This window comes from Arsenicibacter rosenii, from assembly GCF_001870735.1.
GTDB classification, from domain to species: domain Bacteria; phylum Bacteroidota; class Bacteroidia; order Cytophagales; family Spirosomataceae; genus Arsenicibacter; species Arsenicibacter rosenii.
Window position 1 is genome coordinate 516,937 of record NZ_MORL01000003.1, and the last position, 23,938, is coordinate 540,874.

20 protein-coding genes are annotated in these 23,938 nt (G+C 45.1%); 6 read left to right on the forward strand and 14 right to left on the reverse strand.

Annotated features, from left to right (window positions below; genetic code table 11):
- Nucleotides 1–23 precede the first annotated feature (23 nt).
- From BLX24_RS08980 to BLX24_RS32660, 7 genes are all read right to left on the reverse strand, one after another.
- On the reverse strand, nt 24–3,509 hold the full coding sequence (locus BLX24_RS08980; protein ID WP_071502754.1) for a SusC/RagA family TonB-linked outer membrane protein: 3,486 nt from the start codon (nt 3,507–3,509) through the stop codon (nt 24–26).
- A 37-nt stretch (nt 3,510–3,546) separates the two neighbouring features.
- Nucleotides 3,547–4,554 (reverse strand): FecR family protein, encoded by a 1,008-nt coding sequence (locus BLX24_RS08985; RefSeq protein WP_071502755.1) that lies wholly within the window; start codon nt 4,552–4,554, stop codon nt 3,547–3,549.
- Complete coding sequence (locus BLX24_RS08990) at nt 4,551–5,252, reverse strand: RNA polymerase sigma-70 factor (RefSeq protein ID WP_229201744.1); 702 nt, start codon at nt 5,250–5,252, stop codon at nt 4,551–4,553. The genes BLX24_RS08985 and BLX24_RS08990 overlap by 4 nt, the downstream gene beginning before the upstream one ends.
- A 496-nt stretch (nt 5,253–5,748) precedes the next feature.
- Nucleotides 5,749–6,936, reverse strand: a complete 1,188-nt coding sequence (locus BLX24_RS08995) for a sialidase family protein (RefSeq protein WP_071502756.1) — start codon at nt 6,934–6,936, stop codon at nt 5,749–5,751.
- A gap of 156 nt (nt 6,937–7,092) precedes the next feature.
- A complete protein-coding gene (locus BLX24_RS34030) occupies nt 7,093–7,398 on the reverse strand; it encodes a T9SS type A sorting domain-containing protein (protein WP_083421872.1) in 306 nt (101 codons plus the stop codon).
- Nucleotides 7,316–7,537 carry a hypothetical protein gene (locus tag BLX24_RS32655; RefSeq protein ID WP_177225808.1) on the reverse strand — a complete coding sequence of 74 codons (222 nt, stop codon included), beginning with the start codon at nt 7,535–7,537 and terminating at the stop codon, nt 7,316–7,318. Before BLX24_RS32655 ends, BLX24_RS34030 begins: the two co-directional genes overlap by 83 nt.
- Nucleotides 7,538–7,661: 124 nt before the next feature.
- Nucleotides 7,662–7,889 (reverse strand): BACON domain-containing protein, encoded by a 228-nt coding sequence (locus BLX24_RS32660; protein WP_071502757.1) that lies wholly within the window; start codon nt 7,887–7,889, stop codon nt 7,662–7,664.
- Between the two features lie 345 nt (nt 7,890–8,234).
- On the opposite strand from BLX24_RS32660, the gene BLX24_RS09005 reads away from it, so the two are divergent.
- The 5 genes from BLX24_RS09005 to BLX24_RS09025 all read left to right on the forward strand — a co-directional run bounded on the left by BLX24_RS09005 (nt 8,235) and on the right by BLX24_RS09025 (nt 14,903).
- Nucleotides 8,235–8,690 carry a T9SS type A sorting domain-containing protein gene (locus BLX24_RS09005; protein ID WP_071502758.1) on the forward strand — a complete coding sequence of 152 codons (456 nt, stop codon included), beginning with the start codon at nt 8,235–8,237 and terminating at the stop codon, nt 8,688–8,690.
- A gap of 4 nt (nt 8,691–8,694) precedes the next feature.
- Nucleotides 8,695–10,551: a patatin-like phospholipase family protein gene (locus tag BLX24_RS09010; RefSeq protein ID WP_071502759.1), complete on the forward strand. Its 1,857-nt coding sequence runs from the start codon at nt 8,695–8,697 to the stop codon at nt 10,549–10,551.
- An 83-nt stretch (nt 10,552–10,634) separates the two neighbouring features.
- Nucleotides 10,635–12,902, forward strand: a complete 2,268-nt coding sequence (locus BLX24_RS33600; protein ID WP_071502760.1) for a beta strand repeat-containing protein — start codon at nt 10,635–10,637, stop codon at nt 12,900–12,902.
- Between the two features lie 469 nt (nt 12,903–13,371).
- The gene (locus BLX24_RS09020; protein WP_071502761.1) at nt 13,372–14,499 is read left to right on the forward strand and encodes a hypothetical protein; all 1,128 of its coding nucleotides are present in this window, start codon (nt 13,372–13,374) and stop codon (nt 14,497–14,499) included.
- Nucleotides 14,499–14,903: a hypothetical protein gene (locus BLX24_RS09025; protein ID WP_071502762.1), complete on the forward strand. Its 405-nt coding sequence runs from the start codon at nt 14,499–14,501 to the stop codon at nt 14,901–14,903. The genes BLX24_RS09020 and BLX24_RS09025 overlap by 1 nt, the downstream gene beginning before the upstream one ends.
- 224 nt (nt 14,904–15,127) lie before the next feature.
- On the opposite strand, the gene BLX24_RS09030 is transcribed toward BLX24_RS09025, so the two are convergent.
- The 6 genes from BLX24_RS09030 to BLX24_RS09055 form a co-directional block, all read right to left on the reverse strand.
- Nucleotides 15,128–16,477: a toll/interleukin-1 receptor domain-containing protein gene (locus BLX24_RS09030; RefSeq protein ID WP_071502763.1), complete on the reverse strand. Its 1,350-nt coding sequence runs from the start codon at nt 16,475–16,477 to the stop codon at nt 15,128–15,130.
- A gap of 138 nt (nt 16,478–16,615) precedes the next feature.
- Nucleotides 16,616–17,434 carry a hypothetical protein gene (locus tag BLX24_RS09035; RefSeq protein ID WP_071502764.1) on the reverse strand — a complete coding sequence of 273 codons (819 nt, stop codon included), beginning with the start codon at nt 17,432–17,434 and terminating at the stop codon, nt 16,616–16,618.
- A 221-nt stretch (nt 17,435–17,655) separates the two neighbouring features.
- On the reverse strand, nt 17,656–18,273 hold the full coding sequence (locus BLX24_RS09040; RefSeq protein ID WP_071502765.1) for a hypothetical protein: 618 nt from the start codon (nt 18,271–18,273) through the stop codon (nt 17,656–17,658).
- A 621-nt stretch (nt 18,274–18,894) separates the two neighbouring features.
- The gene (locus tag BLX24_RS09045; protein WP_071502766.1) at nt 18,895–19,233 is read right to left on the reverse strand and encodes a helix-turn-helix transcriptional regulator; all 339 of its coding nucleotides are present in this window, start codon (nt 19,231–19,233) and stop codon (nt 18,895–18,897) included.
- A gap of 160 nt (nt 19,234–19,393) precedes the next feature.
- Complete coding sequence (locus BLX24_RS09050) at nt 19,394–19,720, reverse strand: hypothetical protein (RefSeq protein ID WP_071502767.1); 327 nt, start codon at nt 19,718–19,720, stop codon at nt 19,394–19,396.
- 127 nt (nt 19,721–19,847) lie between these two features.
- On the reverse strand, nt 19,848–20,054 hold the full coding sequence (locus BLX24_RS09055) for a helix-turn-helix domain-containing protein (RefSeq protein ID WP_071502768.1): 207 nt from the start codon (nt 20,052–20,054) through the stop codon (nt 19,848–19,850).
- Between the two features lie 331 nt (nt 20,055–20,385).
- Here BLX24_RS09055 and BLX24_RS09060 point away from each other — a divergent pair, with 331 nt between their 5' ends.
- Complete coding sequence (locus BLX24_RS09060) at nt 20,386–20,763, forward strand: hypothetical protein (RefSeq protein WP_071502769.1); 378 nt, start codon at nt 20,386–20,388, stop codon at nt 20,761–20,763.
- A 280-nt stretch (nt 20,764–21,043) separates the two neighbouring features.
- Here BLX24_RS09060 and BLX24_RS32665 read toward each other — a convergent pair.
- A partial coding sequence (locus tag BLX24_RS32665) for a coiled-coil domain-containing protein (RefSeq protein WP_177225809.1) occupies nt 21,044–23,938 on the reverse strand: 2,895 nt, incomplete at its 5' end.

The following is a 23,938-nucleotide window of genomic DNA, read 5'->3' on the forward strand; positions in this document are numbered from 1 at the left end:
ATTGTTATGCGTTACGGTTGTGCTTAGAATTGCAGATTCAGTCCTGCCGTAAATGTCCGGGTTAAAGGATACGTGTTGTAATCGATGCGTAAGATATTGTCGCCAAGCGCGTTGGCGGCCGGATCGGAGCCACTGTACTTCGTGAAGTTGTACAGGTTCTGGCCATTGAGAAATACCGAGGCGCCGTTTACATAGCGGTTTTTCGGCAATGGCAGCTTATAGGACAACCGGATAGCCTGCACCCGCAGATACGACGCATCTTCAACCGTTTTGTTGGTCACCTGACGCTGCCCCTGTACATCATTCGGCAGAAATGACGGATAGTCGTTTGTCGGGTTGGTCGGGGTCCAGCGGTTCAGGTAGGGCACCGCCAGTTTGTTGCGGCGGTAATCGACCGGGTAATAGGCATCGACCAGGCTGCTGTTCAACATCTTAGCCCCTTGCGATCCTTCAAAGAAAATATCCAGAATCAGCGTTTTGTAGGATACACTGGTGTTAAAGCCATAATAGAAATCAGGCAGTGACTTACCCAGAATAATGCGGTCGTTGGCGTTGATCACCTTGTTGCCGTCCAGATCGCGGTATTTCAGATCGCCCGGACGCACCCCCGACTGCGCCTGTCCGAAATCATCGCCGGTTTGCCAGACACCATCTACAAGGTAACCGTAAAAGGACCCGATCGATTCGCCCGGTTTCAGGATGCTCACCTGACCGATGCTGCCCGGCCCTGAACCAATAAACTGCGATACCTTACCCAGACTCAGCACACGGTTTTTCAGGGTGGTGATATTAAACCCGGCATCAATCCGGAAATCCTTACGGTCGACGGCTACCCCTTTGAGCGCCACCTCGATACCGGTGTTACGCATACTGCCGACGTTTTCGATCCGGCTGCCAAATCCGGTGCTGACCGGCTGCGGAATGTCATAGAGCAGTTTCGAGGTTTTCCGGTTGTAGTAATCAATGCTGCCCGTCAGGCGGTTATTGAAGAACCCGAAGTCAAAGCCGATGTCGGCCTGTACGGCAGATTCCCACTGCAAATCGGGGTTGGCACTGCGTGATGGTTGCAGCGAGCTGACGCGATTGCCGTTGAACACCGCGTTACGGCCCGCTGAGAAGGTCGAGAAATAGAGATAGTTGATCGTCGGCTGGTTTCCCGTAGCCCCGTAGCTGGCGCGGAATTTCAGGTCGCTCAGGCCGTTGATGTTTTTCAGGAAGTTTTCCTCGATAGCCCGCCACGCAAACGCTGCCGACGGGAAATAGCCAAACCGTTTGTTCGGGCCGAAACGCGCCGAGCCATCGGCCCGAACCGAGAGCGTCAGCAGGTATTTACTCATGAATGCGTAGTTGACCCTGCCCAGAAACGATACCAGTTTGTTTTCCTGCCGGCCACTGCCCACGCCGTTCAGCGTGTTATCGCCGGTGCCCAGAGCGTTGAAGGTCAGGTCCGGCAACGAGAACGACCGTGAGTTGGCGATCAGACTGCTGGACGTATAGCGCTCGTAGGTTGCTCCGGCCACCGCCGTAATACGGTGGTTCTTAACTTCCTTGTTGTAATTCAGCGTTCCTTCCGTCAGGTAGTACCCGCGTTTACCATCCCGTACGTCGGCATAACCGTTGTACGACAAACCGGTCAGCGTTGTCGGATCGATCCAGAAATAGCGCTGGTTGTCATTCAGATCGACCCCGACGCGTACTTTGGCCGACAGCGACGGCATCAGGAAATACTCGGCAAACATATTGCCGAATGTCCGGTACGTGTCACCCATGCCATACTGCCCGTTGATGACCGCCAGCGGGCTGTCCATGGGTGCCATCAGCGACGAGCGGTAGTACGTCCCGTCAGGGTTGTAGGCCGGCACAGTCGGATCGTAGTTCTGAGCCATATACAACGCACTGGCGTTATCGTTCAGACCGACACCGGTTGCGTTGTAGGAATCGCGGGTATAGGCCGTTGCCAGGCTGATGCCGACGTTATATTTATTCGCAATTCCGTTTTCGAGGTTCACCCGCGCGTTGTAGCGACGCGTCGCCGAATTCAGCATGATCCCGTCCTGATTGTAGTAACCCGCTGAGATGTAATATTTTGTATTGGCACCAGCCCCGCTAAACGACAGGTCGTGGGTCTGAATCGGTGCATCGCGCAGCAACAGGCTCTGCCAATCGGTATTGCTGTTGGTACCGGTCACCTTCGGCGTCGACAGTTTGCCCAGATCAATGATGGAGTTAATGACGTCGGTGTATTCGGTACCGGTCATGAAGCGTTGTGTATGCGCCACTTTCTGCACCCCGTACGAACCGTTGTATTCGACCTTCAGTTTACCGTCCTTCCCTTTTCTGGTCGTAATCAGGACAACGCCATTGGCCCCCCGCGACCCGTAAATAGCCGTTGCCGAAGCATCTTTCAAAATCTCAATCGACTCAATATCGGCCGGATTCAGGCTGTTCAGCGGCGTCCGGTTGTTGGGATTGCTGGTTGTACCGCCCGCGCTGGCCGACCCGATGGCGGCAGCATCGTTTACCGGCAAACCGTCTACCACATACAGCGGATCGTTATTGCCTGTAATCGACGTGATTCCCCGGATCTGCACGCTCATAGCGGAGCCAGGCTCACCGCTTTTCTGGTAAATCTGCACACCCGGCGACCGGCCTGCCAGCGTCTGCTGGAGGTTTACGTTAGCGCCCCGTGTCAGGTCCTGGGCTTTCAGCGACGTTACTGAGCCGGTCAGGTCGCTTTTCCGCACGGTACCGTACCCAACGACCACCACCTCATTCAGCGACTGGTTGTCTTCTTTCAGCCGGACGTTCAGCTCCGACCGGTTACTCAGCGCTACCTCCTGCGCCACATACCCAACGTAGGAAAATACCAGTATCACCGAACCCGCCGGTTCGGGAATGCGGAGCGAATAACGGCCCTGAGCATCCGTGGTAGTACCGCGGCTGGTTCCTTTTACAAGCACACTGACACCAGGCAGCGGCGCACTGTTGTCCGCACTGGTTACCGTACCGTTGACGGTAACATCAGCCGGGCGTTCGGCCGCCGCCGCTATGGCGCTGGTGGTGGTATTTTCGTGGGCGGGGGCATTGGCTTCCATCGGGCCGGAATCCGGTTCAGTTTGTGCGGGAAATCGGGCCTCGTTAGCCGAAGCTGACGATTTACGCGCCAATACTACCCACGTGCCGGGTTTCACCTGTTTATAACGCAGGTTAAACGGTTTCAGCAAGCGGCCCAAAGCCCCTTCCAGTGATGTTGTACCAGCCAGTGCATCGACGGCCACCGTAAGGTTAGCCACCGTCCGGTCTTCAAACAGAATGTCGGCCCGGTAACGGCTCTTCAGTTCATTCAAGGCATCTGCCAACCGGTGGGTGACTACCGCCGGCGTACTGCCTGTTATACGCGACTGTTGCCGGGCCATCGCCATAGTCTGACCGCTGACGGGCAGCGGACCACTGAGCAGTACGCCTACAAGCACGACAGGCAGTCCAGATGAAAGTACATGTGAACGCATAAGTAAGTTATTCGGAAAGGGGAAGTAAGTCAGTTAGTTATTCAAAAAAGGTAACGGTATTCTCTTTTTGCTTGTAGTTGATTTCGAGCAGTTCGGCCACCACCTGAAGAAATTCATCAGCGTTATCTGCCTGAAACGAACCGGATACCGTCCGGTTCGCCAGGTCGGGGTTTTTCAGCACCACATGGAGGTTATAATTATCGCGCAGCAGGTCGGCAATTTCGCTGACCGGTGTACGTTTAAAGACGAACCGGTGTTCGCGCCACGCCGTACTGACAGCCGGCTCCGGAAGATGACTCTGCTCCAGCCTGCCCGACGCGGTGATACTCACGGCATCGCCCGGTTTAAGCCGCAATTGCTGCACCGCTTTGGCCGCATTCCGGTAATTGAGCTGGACCGCCCCTTTACTCAGAACGACTTTTGTGCCGCCCGGCCGGTCATACACATTAAACTCTGTACCAAGCACTTCGACATCCAGCCCGCGGTGCGTATGGACAATAAACCGCTGGTGGGTAGCCGTGTGTCGTACGCTGAATGCCGCCTCCCCCGTCAACCAGACCGTACGGGATTCATCGCCAAAGCCGAACCGTGGCAGGCGCAGGCTTGAATGGGCATTGAGGGTGACTTCGGAGCCGTCGGGCAAAGTAAACCGGCGTGTCTCGCCATAAGTCGTTTCTACCACGGTAAACAGAATCCGGTTACGCATCAGGTACGTACCGAGACCAAGTATGACCGTGACCGAAGCCGCAATTAACCACCGCGAAGGGCCGAAAAAGCCTAACCGCCGGATAACCGGCGCTGGCGGCGAGTCGGCGGGTGTGTGTTCAGGTTTCATTGCCGCAATCCGGGCCGACAGTTGGGCGAAGGCCGTATCTTCGTCGGCCAGGTATTGCAGGTGCTGACGTTCCCATTCATCCAGCCACGCCATATAGGTCAGCTGATTCGCCGGCTGTTGCAGCCATTCCGCAATCATGGCCCGCTGTAAGGGTGTGGCACGCCCGCTGAAGTGCTCAAACAACGTTTCTTTCATCGTAACCTTATTCATTCCGCAAAGGTGGTTAGGGTGGATACAGACGAAACCGGCCGTTCATAAGGCTGACTCAGCAGCAGCATCCCGCAGAACAGTCCCATACGCAGGGTTTGCCGCAGTTGCGACAAGGCACGGCTCAGGTGCGCTTCGATGGTTTTAGGCGAAATCTGAAGCTCTTCCGCAATTTCACGGTGTTTTTTTCCCTCAAAGCGGCTCATCACAAACACACGCTGACACTGCGGCGGCAACAGGCGCACGGTTTCCTCAATGCGCTGATACAACTCGGTATATTGCAGCAACTGCTCCGGATTCTGCACATGGCCGGCATCCAGCCGGTCCCGATCCGTCTGGTCATCGACCGGTACCGCTTCCAGATTAAACTCCTGCCGCAGGTGTGAATACGACCGCTTCCGGACCGCGCTGTACAGATAGGCCTGAAACGAGGTATTGATCTGCGTATGCACCTGATTTTTCCAGAAGCTGAGAAACACCTCACTCACCAGATCTTCGGCAATAGCCCGTGAATGCACAAACCGGACTGCCTGGCTGCATAAGGGCCGGTAATAACGCCGGAACAGCAGTTCGTAGCCACGGCGGGCATCTTCGCTAAATGCCTGACGAATCATAAATTCAGGATCCATCAGCACCTGATCTCCGGTCGGCCCGCCAAACGGATTTGTTGATACTACAGGGTTGGGTAGTTTTTCTGCCATTACGGTCAACTCATCATCACCTATCTCTAAGTCTGACTTTACCGCCTCTTCCCTTAGTTGATTCGTAGATTTTTTTTCATTATTCGGAGGCAGCAATTCATCCTCTTCCATAAACCGTTGATTTACAATCTATCTATGTACGGGCGACCCCATGTGGTCGCCCTTTTCTCTCCCCCCACATAGTCGCCCTTTTCTCTCCCCTCATGTGGTCGCCCTTTTCTCTCCCCCCATGTGGTCGCCCCTTTGCCCTCATGCCCACCTAGTCGCCCTTTTACTTCCATGCCCACGTATTTGCCCCTTTACCTCCATGCCACAAGTATTTACCGGTATACAACCCCGCAGCGGCACCACCGGCAATAAAAAACTTAAATCCTATAGATCTTATAGTATAATTCAAAAAAAACATAGCCGGTTTGTTAACCGGCCCTTGGTGGGTCAAAAGTGCAAACAGGAAATCAATTCAGCAAAAAAATAGTGATTGCGCAGAAGATATTGTCTATTGAGCAACAGTAAAATCTGTAATTCCTTCCAGTAAAGAGCTCCACTGGCCGGGCGTCCGGTAACGGCGGAAATTTTTAACGCGGTGAAATGTCAGAAAATTGGAGTTGTGCTGGTTGTCGGCCCCGCCCATGTTATCGTCGAAAGCCGTCCGGCAGGCCATCACAATGTCCTTCCCGTCAAATTGCCAGTCAACGTACTGAAATCCGTGTTTTTCGATATCGGGGTGATGCAGCACAATGCCACGGATTGTCCAGTTTTTCAGATCCGGCGACGAAATCATTACCTGCGCATTACGGGCCCGTTCACGCTTATAGGCCCGGTATGCTGGCAGGGCGTAGTTCGTAAACGTGTAATAGCGTTTTGTTTTGGCATCAAAGCGTATGTTGAACTTCTTACAGGCACCCGGTAACGTAATAAACCGGACGGATGCCGAATCGGCAGTTTTCCCGTCTGCGCTTACACGGTACATCACCGCCTGATCATCTTCCGGATTGTTGACCCGGAGAATATTCAGGATGTTACCTTCCGGATCCATCACTACATTACCTTCCAGCCACGCGTTACCAGGCTTCCAGGCATCCTTGTTGTAAACCAGTTGCGGGGTAAACTGCCAGCTGGCAGGATCAAGCAGATCAGCACCGACCGGAGCCGACGCGACAAAACTCCGGAAATTTCCCCAGCTTGTAACCGGCACATTGCGTTCCATCCCTTTCCAGACGCGGCCGTTGTATATCTGCACCGGTACCGAAGCACAATGATATCCTTCATCGCGGCTAAGATACCCCTGCTCCACAGTACTCCAGGTATGCCCGCCATCGGCCGAGCGCCTGATGGTCATGCGGCCGTATTCGCGGGTGGTACCCAGCAGGTACAGCGCCCCCTGATTTGTAAAAAGAGTCCCCCACCACAGGCTATCCAGTTCCGCAATTTTCTGCCAGCTTTTCCCCCGGTCGGCCGACTCAAACACGTGGGTGTGTTGCGGTGTCGGGCCTTTACCGAAAATATCGTGCGAGGCCACATACCGGCCGTTCGGCAGAATAACAATACTGGGTGAGCCGAGGTAATTGCGGGTCGATTTCGGCAGGTGGTCAATCACTACACCCGGCACATCCGGAAAGGATTGGCCCGATGCGGACGACAACGCTCCGCAAGCATACAGACACAGGAGAAGGAATCGTTTCATAGTTCGCTCAGCATTCTTTATCACCGTACTTATTAGCCGGCAGTTTTGTATTGTTTTTATCCTGCAACTACTTTCACAGCAGGATTAAGCGACCGAGCCATTTCAGACATTACGGCAAATTCCGGCTGTCAGGCTAGTACAGGCTTTACGGGCCCTTTACTGCCTGATTACTTTTACAATTTTTGGCGGCTGGTTTCCGGTTTCTACACGCAGCAAATACCAACCAGCCTGTTTTCCCGGCAGTATACGAACCGGGCCGGACTCTTTCTGCCGGTCTATAGCAAGGTTATGCATTACCTGCCCCGAAGCACTGCATACTTGTATCCGGAACGATCCTGTTCCCGGAATAGTCACCTCTACAGCCTCGTCCAGTGTCGGGTTACCGGCAACACAGCAGTACAGGTTTGGGATCGTCCCGTAACCCCTGCCCGATCCAATGATCCGGCTGTGCCGTCCATGCAGTTATTCCGATAGCCTGATATTGGGTATTAAGCGACAGAAGCCGTCCGGTCGCCTGAAAAGTCATTGCTCCTGTCTGGCAATTGTAAAGCGGCATTGTCGCTACTCCCGGAAGCCCGTCATCAATATCCGTTATTGTCATGTCTACACCATTGCTCAGCACACTTCCTGATGGATTACTAACGAGTACACGCAGCGTTTTGCCATTATTAGCAAGCCGATCAAGGCCCGTAAGCGTGTATGTAGCCGATGCTGCACCTGTACTATTAACTCCGTTTAACAGGTTGTACCAGAATCGACGGCGGATCCAGTTTTTTCTGAGTTACATTAACAACTTCCGGTAAACCATTGGGTGCCAAAAACAAAAGATTAACCACCTGAGTGCCGGTACCTGACGTAATACTGGTTATCAGCCAGCTTGCCGGATTTACAAGCGACCAGCTACTGTTAGTTGTCAAGGTCAGCGTAACCGGCCGATTATTCCACCCATCCATAGTCAGCCTGTCAGTTGACAGTCCCAGAACAGCGTCCCCGGGTCTCTCCTCAGTATATGCCCTGCCGATTATCTTTTTTCCGGATGAAAGAGATGATGCAGTACCACCGGCGGCCAGAACAGGCAGGGACCCGATGAGGTACAAACAGATAAGTGTGGCAATAAAGTATACTTAATTGCGAATCTGTTCCGGCAAAGTGAGCTATCAGTCTGACTTTTTATTTTACACGTACTCATACGAAAACCTGCTCTGATATACGCCAATAAATTTCAGTGTACCAGTCTATAAAGACCAGCTCTGTTCGTATTTTGCGCTTCCTTTACACATCATTCATCCACTGACATTATGCTGGTTATCTGTGCGACACGCTTTTGTTTTTTATGGTCAGCCTTTCTGCTCACGCTTTCGTTTTGTCGCCTTGCGGCTCAGTCTGCCCCGGCCGGTAGCCCCGTTATCACCGTCCAGCCGGAAAGCCGGGTCATGTGGACGGGCATCCCTGTGGCGCTTTCCGTTGGTGCAGCCCGTATGGCAACTGACGTTTCGGGAGAGGAGATACAGTTGATTCCGCTGGGTAATCCGACAACCAAAGGCGATATTGAGGTTGAGCTACAGGCGGCAGGAACAGGTATACTGCATCTTCAGGTGCTGAATACACAAGGGCAGCTGATCAGCGAGCAGGGCATTACACACCCTACCGAACGTCAACGGGTACGTGTCTCCCCGGGCAAAGCCACAGGCGTTTATTTTCTGAAAGCCATTACTCCAACCCGGACAAAAACGATTAAAGTTTTTAGCTATTGATACTATGCCCTCTGCTACCCACGACCGCCACACAGCCCCTCAGCCGCTCGAAACCATCGGATTAGCCATCTCAGGCGGGGGCTTCCGCGCCGCATCATTCAGCCTTGGCTGCCTGGCCTATCTGCATCACTGCACCATCGAAACGGAAGAGGCAACTACCGAAACCCTGCTGAGCCGGGTGCGCTTCATTGCGTCGGCGTCGGGCGGGAGTTTTACCAACCTGCTATACGCAACCTATCTCTACACCGAACAGCCATTCGGCGATTTCTACAACGCACTGCGGGAGTTTATGAAGGGCGATGAACTGCTGGCGCAGGTATTTGCCACACTGGAGTCCGACTCCGCCTGGGAGGCCACGCCCGATAAGCAGCGCAACCTGATCAACGCCTTCAGTCTGGCGTATCAGCAGTTGTTTGACCGCGCCCTGCCGCCCGGCTCGCCGCACAAACACGTGACCCTCGGGTTGTTCGGCAATCCGGACCATCTGCCGCCGCTCCGGCAGTTTTGCGCCAATGCCACTGAGTTCCGCAACGGGCTGACCTTCCGGTTCCAGAATCCCGACCAGGACTCGCGGCAAGGCTGGGTCGGCAATTTCAGCCTGTACCTCGACCCGAGGCAGCTCAGCGTGACCAATAAGCTCCGGCTGGGCGATATCATGGCGGCTTCGTCCTGCTTTCCGAGCGGGCTGGAACCCATCATGTTTCCGAACGACTTCACTTACACCGGCGACACGCCCGCCGGTGGTCTGACACAAGCCGAATTGTCGGGGGCGCTGATCTGCCGCAATGCCGTTCAGCAGGCCCGGCAACTGCACGACAACGCGACGGAGGCCCAAAACCAGCTGGCGCCGCAGGAACAGCTGGACCTGACGATGGAGACCCGGCTAACGCCTGTGGCTGCCTCGCAACCCGAAGCGGATGCCATTACGTTCGGGCTGATGGATGGCGGCATCGACGATAATCAGGGGTTGGGCAGCCTGCTGCTGGCCGACGCCCGCCACCGCCGGGAAACCGGTCACGGGTATGGAACGCTGATTGCCTGCGACGTCAACAGCCCGTATATGAGCCAATATGCCCTGCCCCAAACCAAAACCGGTTTACTCTGGAACCGGTCGCTGCGGTTCTGGAGCCTCGCGGCCGGCATCCTGTTCGCCCTGCTGACGGGCACCGGCTACCTGTGGGATACCACGGCCGGTACCGTACTGAGTACCCTTGGCGTTTTGGGTATATTGCTGGTTATCGGCCTGAATTTTGGCCTGTACCGGACCCTGCAAAACCTGGGCGACGACGGGACCTGGGGATGGGCGGCGACGCGCTACGTCGGTTATTTCTTTACGATTCCGGTGGGTTCGCTGCTACAGATGATCAGTGCCCGCCTCCGGTCGACGGTGATTCTGGCCGCCGACGTGTATATGAAGCAAATCCGCCGGATGCATTACCAGCTCTTTTACGAAAACAAAAAGCTCGATAACCGCCGGGTTGCGTGCATGCTCCATACGCTGGCGAACACGTTTTATACCACCCCATCGGGAAACACCCGAAAAGCCACGTCGACGGCAAGCTGTGTGGCCCGCTATAACCTATCTCCTTCTGCGCTCATGCAACAAATAGCTGCCGACGCGCAGGCGATGGCAACCACCCTCTGGTTTGACCCCGCCGAAGTAAGCGGCGAGCGGCGGGACAAGCTCATTGCCACCGGTCAGTTTACGCTTTGCTACTCCCTGTTGCTGTACTTATGCAACCTTGAGCAAAAGCAGCCCCTCTCTCCGCAGCTGCAAGCGCTTCAGCGCCGGATGCTTACCGACTGGCAAGCCTTTCAGCAGAATCCGATGTGGCTGGTGAAGACCCCGCTTAGTAAATAAAGAAATTTTTTTTGAAGACAAAATAACAGTCTTTGCTACTTTACATTGAGTTCCATTAATACACCTTTTTAAATTATTTAACTATGAAAAATCTTTTCTACATCTTCTTTTTTGTTTTAAGTAATCCACTCATGGCTCAGCTTAACTATGTAGCCAATACGCCTAATTCTCCTACTCCGGGCACGTTCAACACGCTTGTTGGCCCAAATGCAGGTCTTTCTAATACAGGTAGCTACAATACATTTTTAGGCTATATGTCTGGTTATTCAAATACATCCGGCAACAACAATTCTTTTATAGGGTATAATGCCGGGCAAAATAATACAACAGGCACAAATAATTCCTTTATAGGGTATAATGCCGGGCAAAGTAATACAACCGGTACAAACAATGCATTTGTAGGGTATAATGCCGGGCAAGCCAATACCAGTGCCTCCCAAAATTCTTTTTTTGGTTTTCAGGCTGGTTATTTTAATGTAACCGGGCTTTCAAATGCTTTTTTTGGATCAAATGCCGGACAGAATAACCTGATCGGCAACAACAATTCATTTATTGGCACCTTTTCAGGGCAAAATAATACGGATGGTGGCAGCAATACATTTGTTGGTTATGCCGCTGGACAAAACAACTATCATGGCGGTCAGAATACGTTCATTGGGACAAGCAGCGGGCAAAGTAACACAGATGGTAGTAATAACATATTTGTTGGCCACCAAAGCGGTTACTCAAATACAACAGGCAGTGGTAATATCATGCTCGGTTTATTGGCCGGGTTCGCCAATCGTACAGGTGCTAACAATGTATTTTTAGGCAATCAGGCCGGCAGGGATAATACATTAGGAGGAAACAATATTTTTATCGGAGGGGCAACTGGATTTAAAAATACAACCGGAACAGGTAATATTTTTATTGGTGACAATGCGGGGCAGGAAAATATTTCCGGAGGAGCCAACATTTATATAGGAAGAGGGGCCGGCGAACGAGGTACAACAGGTTCACAGAACACGTTTATTGGTATGCAGGCAGGGTACAATAATCAGGTTGGGACCAATACATTTATTGGTTATAGTGCAGGTTTTACTAATACAACCGGAACAGATAATACATTTCTGGGTAATCGGGCAGGTACAAGCAACTCTACCGGCTCATTTAACCTGTTTGTCGGAGGTAGTGCCGGTAACTCCAATACAACAGGAAGAGAAAATCTCTTTTTTGGTGTAGGTTCAGGTTTCACAAATACAACGGGCCGATTCAACACGTTTGTTGGTCTGAACAGCGGTTACAGTAATGTGGCTGGAGAAAACAATGTATTTATCGGGCAACGGGCAGGTTTTTCCAACACGAACGGAAACTACAACATGTTTATAGGTGCTTCAACCGGATACTCTAACACAAGTGGGATATATAATACCTTTGTTGGCAATGGTTCCGGCTATTCTAATCAGGCAGGTACAAATAATACCTTTATTGGGTTAAATTCCGGATTCAAAACGAATGCTTCTGATAATGTAAGTATCGGCTATAATGCCGGGGTTGAAAATACAACAGGTACCAAAAATACTTTTATCGGAACTAATGCAGGCGTTTCTGCATCAAACCCAACCCTGCAAAATGCTACTGCTATTGGCTATGGTGCACTGGTAAGCACAAGTAACAGCGTAATCTTAGGAAATGCCGCAAATGTTGGCATTGGCAATACAGCACCAACGGCCAAATTGCATGTAACTACCGGAGTAAGCAATACAAGTGGCTTACGGTTAGAAAACCTGACCAGCGCCAGCCCTGCGGGTGTTAGTACCAGCAAATTTTTAACAGTAGATACGAGTGGCAATGTAATACTGGCCAATTACAGTTCAGGAGCACGGGAAGCAATTACGTCGGCTGAAGTATTGTGGGAGAAACGCGGAGATTTATTGCAGAGCGTATCGGGTACAGGTGTTGTAGTTGGTACAGGAGTGACAAAGCTACCGTCAGGATACAGCCTGTATGTTGGTCAGGGTTTACTGGCCGAGCGGATCAAGGTAGCAGTAAAGAACAGCAGCGAGTGGAGTGACTATGTGTTTTCTCCGGCATACAAACTCCGTAAACTAAGCGAAGTAGAAGCCTACGTAAAAGCCAACAAACATTTACCGGGCCTGCCAAGTGCCGAAGAAGTCGTACAGGAAGGTGTTGATGTACTAAAGATGAATGCCAGGTTGCTCGAGAAGATTGAAGAATTAACACTATACAGTATTCAGTTAGCGAAGGAAAACCAGACGCTCAAAAGGCAACAGCAAATTCAGACAGAAAAACAGCAAGCTGAAATAAATCAATTAAAACAACTTGTCAAGCAATTATTAGACAAGAAATAAGGCAAAGGATCAGTACCGCTATTGTTCAATATAAACGAGTAACAGCGGTACTTACTGTTTATTTTATTCTAACTAAGTGGTGATTTATTTAAAACGCTCTCCGATACAGGAACAATGAAATAAACATGATTCTTTTTATTGACTGTATTTAGCCCTTACTTTCCGATACAGAAAGTAAACAATTTACCTAAATTACTGATAAACAAATACTTACGTAAAACTACTAACCCTAACGGTACAAATAATACCCAGAAATACAAGTTAACCCTCTTTGTGTATCAATCCCCATACAGTTGAAACTTTTAACTTCCCCCTAATACATTAAATTATTATCATAATTAATATATAAAATGCATAGGATAAATAATTTATTATATTTCTTATAAACTTGAATAATAAATTGTTAAAGTCTATGAACACATAGGACTGAATTAGCAAAATAGGTACCTTGCGCCAAGTCTCGACCCAAATGGAAAAAAAAATAGATTTTTTAGCACCAAAGTTAGAGGGGATTAGGTTTGAAGATCATACCTTACCAGTCAATCTACTAGAGGACTTTTCCGCCCTTGAAGAGCTTATTTTTGAGGTCGCAAAACAAATTTTCTTGGAAGAGAATCCAAACAGAAAGCGTGTGCCTAAAGGTTTTACTGATAACGTAAGTCTAAAGCTATCAGGAATTGAAGAAGGTAGTACAATACCTAAGTTCGTATTAGTGACTATACTTAATTCAATGCTATTACTTGATGCTAATCCTAACTCAATGACTTACATAGAAAAGGCTAGGGATAGAATCATTGATACAATTAGTAATGCAAAACAAGGCAATCTTAGCTCTAATCTCTTAGGCCAAAAGTATTTGAATTTTTTCAATAGGATTGGCAAAAATCTCCAAGAAGGAGAATCTATAGATTTTTCACTTGATCACAGTGGAAAAGCCACTTTAGACAAAAATGTAAGAAAAAAACTTCTACTCTCTCGAAACGAGAGATTTGAATATTCTGATTCAATATCAATAAATGCCTCTGTATCAGCAATAGACAAAAAACATAACACTTTTACCTTAAATATTCAAGATCAAACTATTCCATGTAAAATTGATACAGCTTTCGACTTTATTGAAACAATTACCCAAGCGTTTAATGAATACGAAAAAGGTGCTTTAGTTTCGATCAAAGCAACAGGTATTTATAATGAGCAAGATAAACTAATTAACATTGATGCATTCGAATCAATGGATATTTTAGATCCATACGATGTAAAAGTCAGGCTCAATCAATTATCAGAAATTAAGGATAATTGGTATGAAGGAAGTGGTGTAGCGCCTGGTGTAGAATTCTTGAAGAAATTTGGTGAATACTTTGCTTCATATTATAATTTAAGTTTGCCATTACCAGCAATATTTCCTACCCTTGAAGGAAATATTCAACTTGAATGGAATTTACCTAAAGCAAAAGTGTTACTTGAGGTATACAGAAATGGGTTCTACTCTGAACTTCTTTTATCTAACGATGAAGACTTATTTGAAGAAGTAAATTTAAATCTTGACGATCAGAATGATTGGATCAAACTAAATAATATTATTAACATTTCAATGTAATGAAAGAGAACACACTCCTACACAGGCAAATTCACCCTAACTTTGTACAAAACAAAATAGTTTCGACACAAGCCTTCATTAAGGAAAATGACGTTGCTTCCTTATCATTTGTTCCAAAAGAGTCTGATAATAACAAATTATCAGTTTATAATGGTGATAAGTTTACACCTGAACAAGCCTACGACCACTATACACAAAAATTTACATCATTTGGAGTCCTATCTATAAGTAAGTCAGAGTGCGATTCGATAACTCCATTGTCAGTAGCAGAGGATAATGATCCGTTTGACGGTCATTCTTATATAGATTTTACTGCAATATCGAGTAAGAATCAAATAAAAATAAAAGCTCAAAAGCTAAGAGATACTGCCATAAAGCGGGGATGGTCGTATAGGAATAAGTAAAATACATGATTTATGTACAATACTTATTCTTAATAAATTTCCCACTAAAAAAATTTAATTCTTTCTTTCACTGAAAACAAACTCAATATTATATATTATAAATAGCATATAATACCAGTATTGATTTAATACTAAAGTTTTAGTATATTAAAATGCATAAGGAGGAGGCTAAAAAATCTTAATACAAATTTATTCATCCACTTATGACTCCGTAAAAAATGAATTCATGAAGCTTTAAGTTGCTCTATTAATCGCTGAATTTTTTGGAATATATTACTTTCATTAACTACTAACCATCTGATATCCATGAGTAGTTTAGGGATTTTATTTCTAATCAAACTATCAAAAACAATAGGAATAATTTTAGGTTTGTTTCGCTCATGATTAGTTATATACGCCAATTCAATCTCCTGTTTTACCCAATCACTATTTATTGAATTATTAGATAGCAAAACAATAAAATAATCTGATTCCTTAATTCCAGACTCAATAGTACTCACAACAGTATCTCCAACTTTAACATTAAAATCATCCATCCACACATGAATACCATTTTCACTTAAAAGTTCCGCTATATTAACAGCATATTCTTTATCATGTCCAGAATAAGAAATAAACGCGCTGATACGAGTTACATTCGTTTGACTAACAGGCAAAGTATAAAATCTACTTTCGTATTCTCGCCTATATTTTCCATCCAAACTTGTCAACTCATTTAAATGAAATAAAAAATCATATACTTCACTATGTGTTCCATCGTGATTATTATACTCTATAGTAAAAATTCTTTTATCTAGGGCAAGGCGTTTTTTTTCAAACTCATTAAGCCGGCCTCTTTCAACCAGTAGATAGTGAAAATCATTATTTCTCGAGTAAATTCCAGATAATCGTTCCAATAGATTTTCAACATCGGGATCAGACATACTAAAACCAACAAAAAGAACCGTATTTATTGTAAATAATGTTTCAAGAAAAGAACGATAAGCTGTACTTCTAAAAAGAATATTTTGATAATCATGGCTACCTAATATAATAGTTTCAGGTCTATTAATATCACCATGCATTTTAAAGACGAATTCATCATCTAACTTTAAAGGATTTGGCACCTTATCAAGGTCTTCTTGTGTAAGAACTACTGGAATGCGACCATCTCTTTTAAGAGTATAAGCTCCTTCTATTAAAGTATCATAATTAGTAGTTAAAATCCCAATAAATGGAATTTGTACTAGAATTTTATGAGTTTGGTTTGGTTTTAATTTCTTATCTAAAAAAATATCACGCAAATACTTAGCAATAGAAGGTTTTGATAAAACTTCTTGAAGTTCTTGAGCAACGGCTAATAAGTTTCCGTTTTTTACTGCCAGTTCAATCTCAGGCAATAAGCCAGAAAAATTATATCTATCTCTATGGGCAAGCTCAATTAATTCTAACAATAACTGAGGCCAATTTGGTAAATTTTTGGAATTACTGCGTTGGATTGGCATTGAAAGGCCCGCCCCACAAAAAGCCACCGCTTTTTTACTTATTATTGATTTTAATAAGTCTTCAGGTATATGTTTTACATTAAATGGCATATAAATTTAGTTTTTTTTAAAAAATATTAATTGCCTTAAATAATCATTACAGAATAAAAAAATAGCAATAATCATTAAAGACATATAAAACCCAGTTCAAAATTAAAACACATAGACAAAGTATAATATTTAAATTATTTATTTATCAAGAGCATTCCAATCATTATTTAGTAATTTAAGCAATAAATCATGGTCTTCATGATGCCCTTCAATTTTTGTAGTTATCTCTAATATATCTATACATTTTTTAAGACATTCTTTCCATTTTGAATTAGGAAAATATTGGCGCTCTAAAAAATATTTAGCCCAATAAGAAAAAGGAAACTTTGGATATTTCTCAATAACTTCGTTTATTTTTGGCAATAAATCCGGATTACGTATTACTCCAAAATTTGATCCTTTTTGGTATAGAATTAAATTCATTCTTGAAGACAAATCGTTATCAAATCCAGTAAAGTCACCTCCAAAATATACTCTTTCAAGCCCCACATGATTACGAGTTGCGTAATATGTATAATCTTTAACGTTGACCAAATCATCTTTTAACTGCTCTATAGTTTTATTCCGCTCCTCTATATCATACTGATATTGATCAATTTTTTTAAGCATACCTTCATTTTGTGAACTCAAAATCTTGTTTGAATTCACAATCTCAATATTTAAATCTAAAAGCTCTGTATTTTGACCTATCAACTTTGAATTACTTAATCTCAGCGTATCTATTATCTCTGCTTGAGATTCAATTTTATCATTTAGCTTTAATACTGTTGCATTTGTATTTGTCCCAATTTCAATACCAGTTTTTACGCCAGTCAATATACTTGAAGACTTCGCAGATGAGTTTTTATTATTTAAATATGTACCTAAAGCAGTAATTAAACCTCCTATAGTAGCAATAATTGCTCCTATTAGTATTATAACTATAGGTTTCTTCAAAAATTCGATAACGAAATCCATAATCTAAACGCCTTATTTAAGATCATTAATACATCTTACTTTAAAAGTAAACGAATATTTTATTCGAAAATATATAACATAAATTAATAACAATTTTTCAAATACAATAAGCCATCTGCTTGGTTTTTTTTCTAATTTTATTTAGTATTAATTCATTGAAGAAAATCTTAAAAATTCTATTTAAAAAATCTTATTACTTATAAAAATTAATTATATAATTTTTATAACTTATTAAGTATAAGTTCCAATTTATTCCTAGCCTCGATTGCTTCTTGCCTAGAAACATCCTGAGTAGCGCTGATTGTATTAGCGTGTACTTTATTTCTCAAATTTCTTATAAAGTCCATATCTGCTTTATCTGCTGATCCTTTCTTACTACTTGTTACTGAATAATTTTTTATTAACGTTGCTAATGTAGCCTTTGAAAGGCCTTCATTTAATAGTCCTTCCAATACAGTACCAAAATTCATAACTGCATTTTTATAAAGCCCGTTATCAAGTGAAAACTGGCCATTTATGTAGTGCTTAGATACAATTTCATTGCTTTTTACTTTATTCGAAAATGAATTTTGAATTAAAAAATCAAACATATTTGTGTTTTCTTTAATATAAAAATAATTAATATCAAGTATAAATGAATCATCATCAGAAAGGTCATAACCTAATTTAGTTTCTGTATAATTCCCATTAAAAACAAAATCAACATCTTGCTCTCCAGCTACACCATTTACGTATAGAATAGCACTGTGAATAATGTAACAATTAACAAAAGGCGTGAAAAGTCTATTATTGGCAGAATCAATATTTTGATCCTGAACCTTGTAGATTGCTTTGTACATATTTTCAATTATTTGATTGTTAAAAAAAACACTAAACAGCTACAAATTACTTAAAATACAATTGCTCATATTTTACATTTTAAGTTAAAAATATCCTGACATATTTACGATATATACAATTAATATTCTTTTAAAAATAACTCAATTTTGAAAACTTAAGAATGTTTACTAACAAATTAATTATAATATTTATTATTAGTTAATCAACCTAGTATTTTGGGCCAGTAAATTCAGATAAAACCTATACATGGTACAAAAAAGGTAAAATAATGGCCGGCCTTGTCACTTCTTCAGCTTGAAAGAAAGTCTTATTAAGGTCACTCCTGTCAACAAGTTGTTTGAGGTGATCTTTGAAGTTCATAAAGGTGTCAGGTAAAACCTGTTTATTCAATAAGCGTCTGGTTTAGCCCCTCTTTGATGTCAATTGTATTATAATTTCTATACAGAATGAAACATTAGTGCGATTAACAGCAATTTTATACTTATTGAACATAATAAACAAATTTTCATATAAATGTTATTTTTATCATAATTTGTTATAGTTCAGAGGTTTGGTTATACCGGTTAACGAAAAAGGCCCTGACTGATGCCAAGGCCTTTGAACGGATGTATATTTTTGTTTTAGTCGGGAAAAAGGGTCAGTTTTCTTTTCCGTTGATGCCGGTTAACGGCCCCGCTTTCTAACCATTCGTCAATTTCTGATCGCCGATACCAGCGGCTATTGGTGCATGTTTTATAGTATGGTAGCCCGCGCCTTTCGTAGTATCTAACCAACGATTCTGACACCTTTAGGTATTTAGCGGCTTCTTCAAGAGTCAAGAGTTCAAGGCCTCTTGACCGTCGCTGCTCCTGAATTAGTGCTTCGGCTGTTTTTTTATAATCTTTAACAGCTATTTCAAACTGTTTCTGCAATTCCTGAATAAAATCAGGGTCAACGGCTACAAGAGTCTTCGAACTCATAAAACAAAGTGATTAAGTATTTGATAATGCATGACATACCTACGGATCAATACCAAGGCATTACTTCTTAATTTTTGTTTTAGTTGGGTCCCGTTGCTGTCTGGCGGGGTTTCGCCAGATTGATTTCTACCGCTCAATGCGTTCCGTAAGGCTACCTCTGCTAGCGTTTGGCGTGACTAAAGCCAGACTCAATAATGCCGGCAATATACTTTTTGCCATGTTCTGTACTATACTCGTCACAAAAACCATAAATGTTTTCCAGAACGTTTAATAGTTCATCTTCAAGCCCTGTCGCTTTAAATGCTTCAGGATGCTTCACAAATGCCTTTTGAATGCAGAAAACCGCATACTTGATAAATTCAGGGTCGTGCTCAAAGAATAAACCTGCCAACGGCTCTATAAACTGCTCGTTGGTCCCTGCCTGTTGAGGCAAAGTCCTAGTACTTGTGTTAGACTTTGCTGTTCTGTAATTTTGCTCTGATCTCATAATTTTTGAGTTTATAGCCCTTTCGCTATGCTTTGGACGGTAAGCGAGAGGGCTTTTGTTTTGTCTGATTGACAATGCAATGTAAAGTAAAACTTAGAATATATCCTAAGTTTTACTGCAAAAAAAATTATTTGAGATTAATTTCAAGCTGCATATCTAAGGCAACAGAGACTTTAAGCAGGGTTTCCAAGGTTAAATTTTGCCTACCTGCCTCATAGCCATTTACTGTAGCTTCCGTCAAGCCAAGCTTTAAGCCTAATTCCTTTTGTGTTAATCCCTTCGCTTTGCGGGCATTCCGGATCATTTGCCCGACCTGTTCTGTAATCTCTGACATTTTCGGATGAGGTTGTAATTATCAATATCTGATATAAGCAGCCGAAATTACTCCTTTAGGAGAAATATAGCTTACTAGGTGGCTGCCGATTGATCAAAATGACACCTGTTTAGTATACGGTGATTTCTTAAGCCCCTAAGCGGCTTGGCATACACTTAGAAAGTTTGTGCTCAATCCATCTGCATTGTGACGGCAAGAGCAATTTTTCATCTTCGAAAGGCGTTATGCATGTTGGATCGAGTTTTAAAACCATTTTGAAATATTTCAGATTAAATTGTTGATAGTTAGGCTCTGGCTTATAAATTGCGCGTCTGAATCTGTTTCAACATCAATGAGAACAACAACAACGGACTTTATTAGGCTCTCTTTCCATGACAAGAAAGGACATGGAAAGTTCAAGGTCTTCACCTTTGAAGATAATGGATTCCAGATTGCCTACATTCCTACGTTAGACCTTTCTTCTTATGGCGACACGCCAAAAGAAGCGATAGATTCACTGCTACGAGTTGTCATGGGTGAATACTTCGAACAGCTTATTGCAGCCGGACCGACTGAAGCGTACAATGAGCTAAAGAAATACGGTTGGGCTAAAGACCGGATTTTCCCGAAGAAATATAAGAGCACGGCTCATGTAGACAAATACGGGGTCCTGCGAAACTTCAGCCTTGCAGAAGATACAAAGATTCACGAAGAATTTGTAGAGGTGTAATGGGGAATTTCAGGCCGGTTAAATACAAATGCTGGACTGCTTTTCTTGAATCTTGTGGCTGCGCTTATAAGTCAACCGAAGCATCCCACGAGAAATGGAAGTGCCCTAACACTATCCGCCCCGTAATATTCAGGACTCACAAGAAAGAAATCCCGTTCACTCATATCGAAAGCAATCTACGTAGTATGGGAATACCCAAGGAACAATTCCTTGATTGGTTAAAAGACAACTGTTAAAGACATAAACAGGGGGCGTCGCAGATAACGACGCCCCTTACCATTTACAAATCGTGTCTGCTCTCCCTTGCCTGTATCTTCTTCTGCTTATTGGTGACTTCCTGAACATCAACAACAGGCGGCTTCTGGTGATCAAGCGCCCGCGTCATGCCGGTCTCAATCAATTCCGCTAGTGCAGGGTCTATCTGTGCAGTTGAAGCCCCCGGCGAAATAACCCCGCCAGTGGATAGCCCCCTTGCGACCGCGCCCAAATCGGGGCCGTGATGGAACGGTTTACCACCGCCTAATTCATTCACCCAACTGAGAAGCGGCAAAAACATCTTAGTGCTGTTGGCGTTAATGACGCTTTCACCGTTCGAGAGCCGCGCCGGTATACTGTCAGATTTGCCCGTACCTGCGCCCCGAACCATTGCCCCGCGACCATCCGACACAAACCCACCGTCGGCGAATTGCTGTATCCGGATAATATTTCGGTTCTGTGCCGCCGTTGCGTGTGTAATCGCGGTCAAAAAGGCGGCCATAATCGGGTTCTTAGCTGAAGTTGTAAGAATATTGATGATCGCTCTTGCCTCATCTATATAACTCTCGGCTATGGCAATCTTTTTGCGCTTTTCGGCGGCGTCCTTTTCAATTTTCTCCCGTTTTCCTGCAAAGTCCTTTTCAATTTTCTCCCGCATATCGGCATTGAGGCCAGCGCTGTTTAAAGCCGCCTGTTGTTGCTTGTCCAGATTGGCAAGCTGGATTTGGGCCTGTGCTTCTACCATCTTTGAGATCGCATTGTTGGTAGCCTCAACAATGCCGACAATTAGCTCTGACTTCTTTTTCTGGTAGTTAAGCCGCTCTTCTTCTCGTTTTCGCTCTGCTTCTGCCCGAATCCGTGCCCGTTCTTCGTCACTTTTAGCCTTTGCCAGTGCTATAGCCTCCTCCTTATTTATCAGGGCTATTTTTTCATCCAGTTCTTTACGGCTTCCCTCTTTTGCGTTTAAAATAGCTGTCTGAATGCTATCAAGTGCATTTTTATCCCGCTGCTCTAAATCCTGTGCCATTCGGTCAGTCAGATTCTTGCTCATACGGGCCTGCCGTTCTTTTGATTCTTCGGCCATTTTTGCCTGATCGTCATAGAAGGACTTTTCGGCGTCGAGTAAAGACCGTTTGGTTTGGGCGTCAATCTTACGAAGTTCAGCGTCTAACCGCTCTTTATTCGTAATCTGTTCTTTAGCCTGAATCCGCTTTAGATCGGCTTCGGCCATGATTGACAATTGCAGCAAGTAAAGTTCTTTGGCTGTGCCTTTTTCTACCAGCGCCAGTTGTGCTTCTATGCCCGCCTTACGGGTTTCTTCAATGAGTGTCGCCCGTTCGGCTTCCTTTTCGACAATCAGCTTATTAACTTCAGCTTCTCCCTTTTCAAGAATTAGCTTTTTAAGCTCCTGATTTTCCTTGAACTGATTGGCTTCAGCCTTGGCAGCGGCGCGGATTGCTTCAACTTCCAGATTGGTAGAATCCTTGCCCTGAAGCTTTACGATTTCGGCACGAAGGGCCAGTTTTTTGGCCAGCAAATCAAGCTCTTTCTGTTCGGCTTCGGCTATTTTGTCGGCGGCTTCTTTGGCTTTGTCGGCGGCTTCCTGCCGAATGGAGTTCAGGGAGTTGTTAAGCTCTGTCTGTTTGCCTAGGCTGTCTTCCTGAATCTCGGCCAGTTTGATTTCTGCTTCAGCAATTTTATCCCGATACTCTACCGACCGCTCTCCATTTACCTTATTCCGGTCTGCCTCATCCTGAAGATTTTTCAGAATTCTGCCCTGAACATCTGTTTGCTTTTTAAGCAAGTCGTTTTCAATGCTGAAGGCTTTCTTTGCCGCCGCTTCACGCTCTTTCAGGCTCCTGGTCGTGTCTTCAGCAATGAGCTTTTGCTTTTCAATTGCGGCCCTGTTTTGCGCCCGCTGTACCTCAATCGCCCGTTCTTCTTCCCGAAGCCCCTGCATTTTTTTTGTGGTCTCCTGTGCAGCGTCAGAAGCTTTTTTTAGTTCGGTTGCCAGACCTTTGGAGCCGGTAAACCCCTGAATTAACCCATCGGCCATTTTGCCCCAATCCAGATTGATAATACCTTCAGCCAGAACCTTGAACGCCGTAAACCGGTTGATGACATTGTCTTTCAGCATATTCCATAGGTCTGTAGCCGCTCCCAACGGATCGGTAAAGGCCTTTGTTAATGCCTTGCCGATTGGCACAACCCGATTAAGCAGAACCGTAAAGACTGCGTTTAAAGCGGCCGTTTTGCGGGCCAAATAATCGGCTCCGTCCTGGCTCTTTGTAAAGAAAGCCACAAGCCCCGCAAGTGCCGCAATAATCAAACCGATACCAAGCCCTTTTAAGGCCAGCCCTAAGAATTGCGTACCCTTCCCAGCTGCAAAACTTGCCGCTTCTGTTGCGGTCATCCCTTTAACGGTTTCACGGATAGTAGAAACCTGAGCAAGCATATTGGCACGATATTCTTTAATGCCTGCCGCCTGCTCTTTCCATCTATCTCGAAAATCTTTTAAAACGTCGATTGCCGAAGAAACCTTATTAAAGAAACCTTCGTGTTCGCCAAGGGCTTTTCTGATCGCTTCTTCATAGTTGCCCACATTGCGGCCGGTATCGCCTATTTCTTCTTCATAAGCCTTCAGCACTCCATTAAGCGCCTTAATTTCCTTTATGAGCTTGCCGCCTACCTGCAAATTCCTGAGTTCTTCTTCGGATAAGCCCGCCCACTGTGTTTTCAATAGAGAAAGTTGAGCCCTCATCTGCGTAACAACCCCTTTGGTGTCATCTGTGGCTTTGTTGTGCAGTTCAACAACCCGGCGATTCTTCTGAAGCTCTTCGCTGGCTTTTCTTGTCGCCTCTTCAATATCCGCCAATGAATCGGCATAGGCTTCTGGGGTGGTCCTGTTTGGCCGGACACT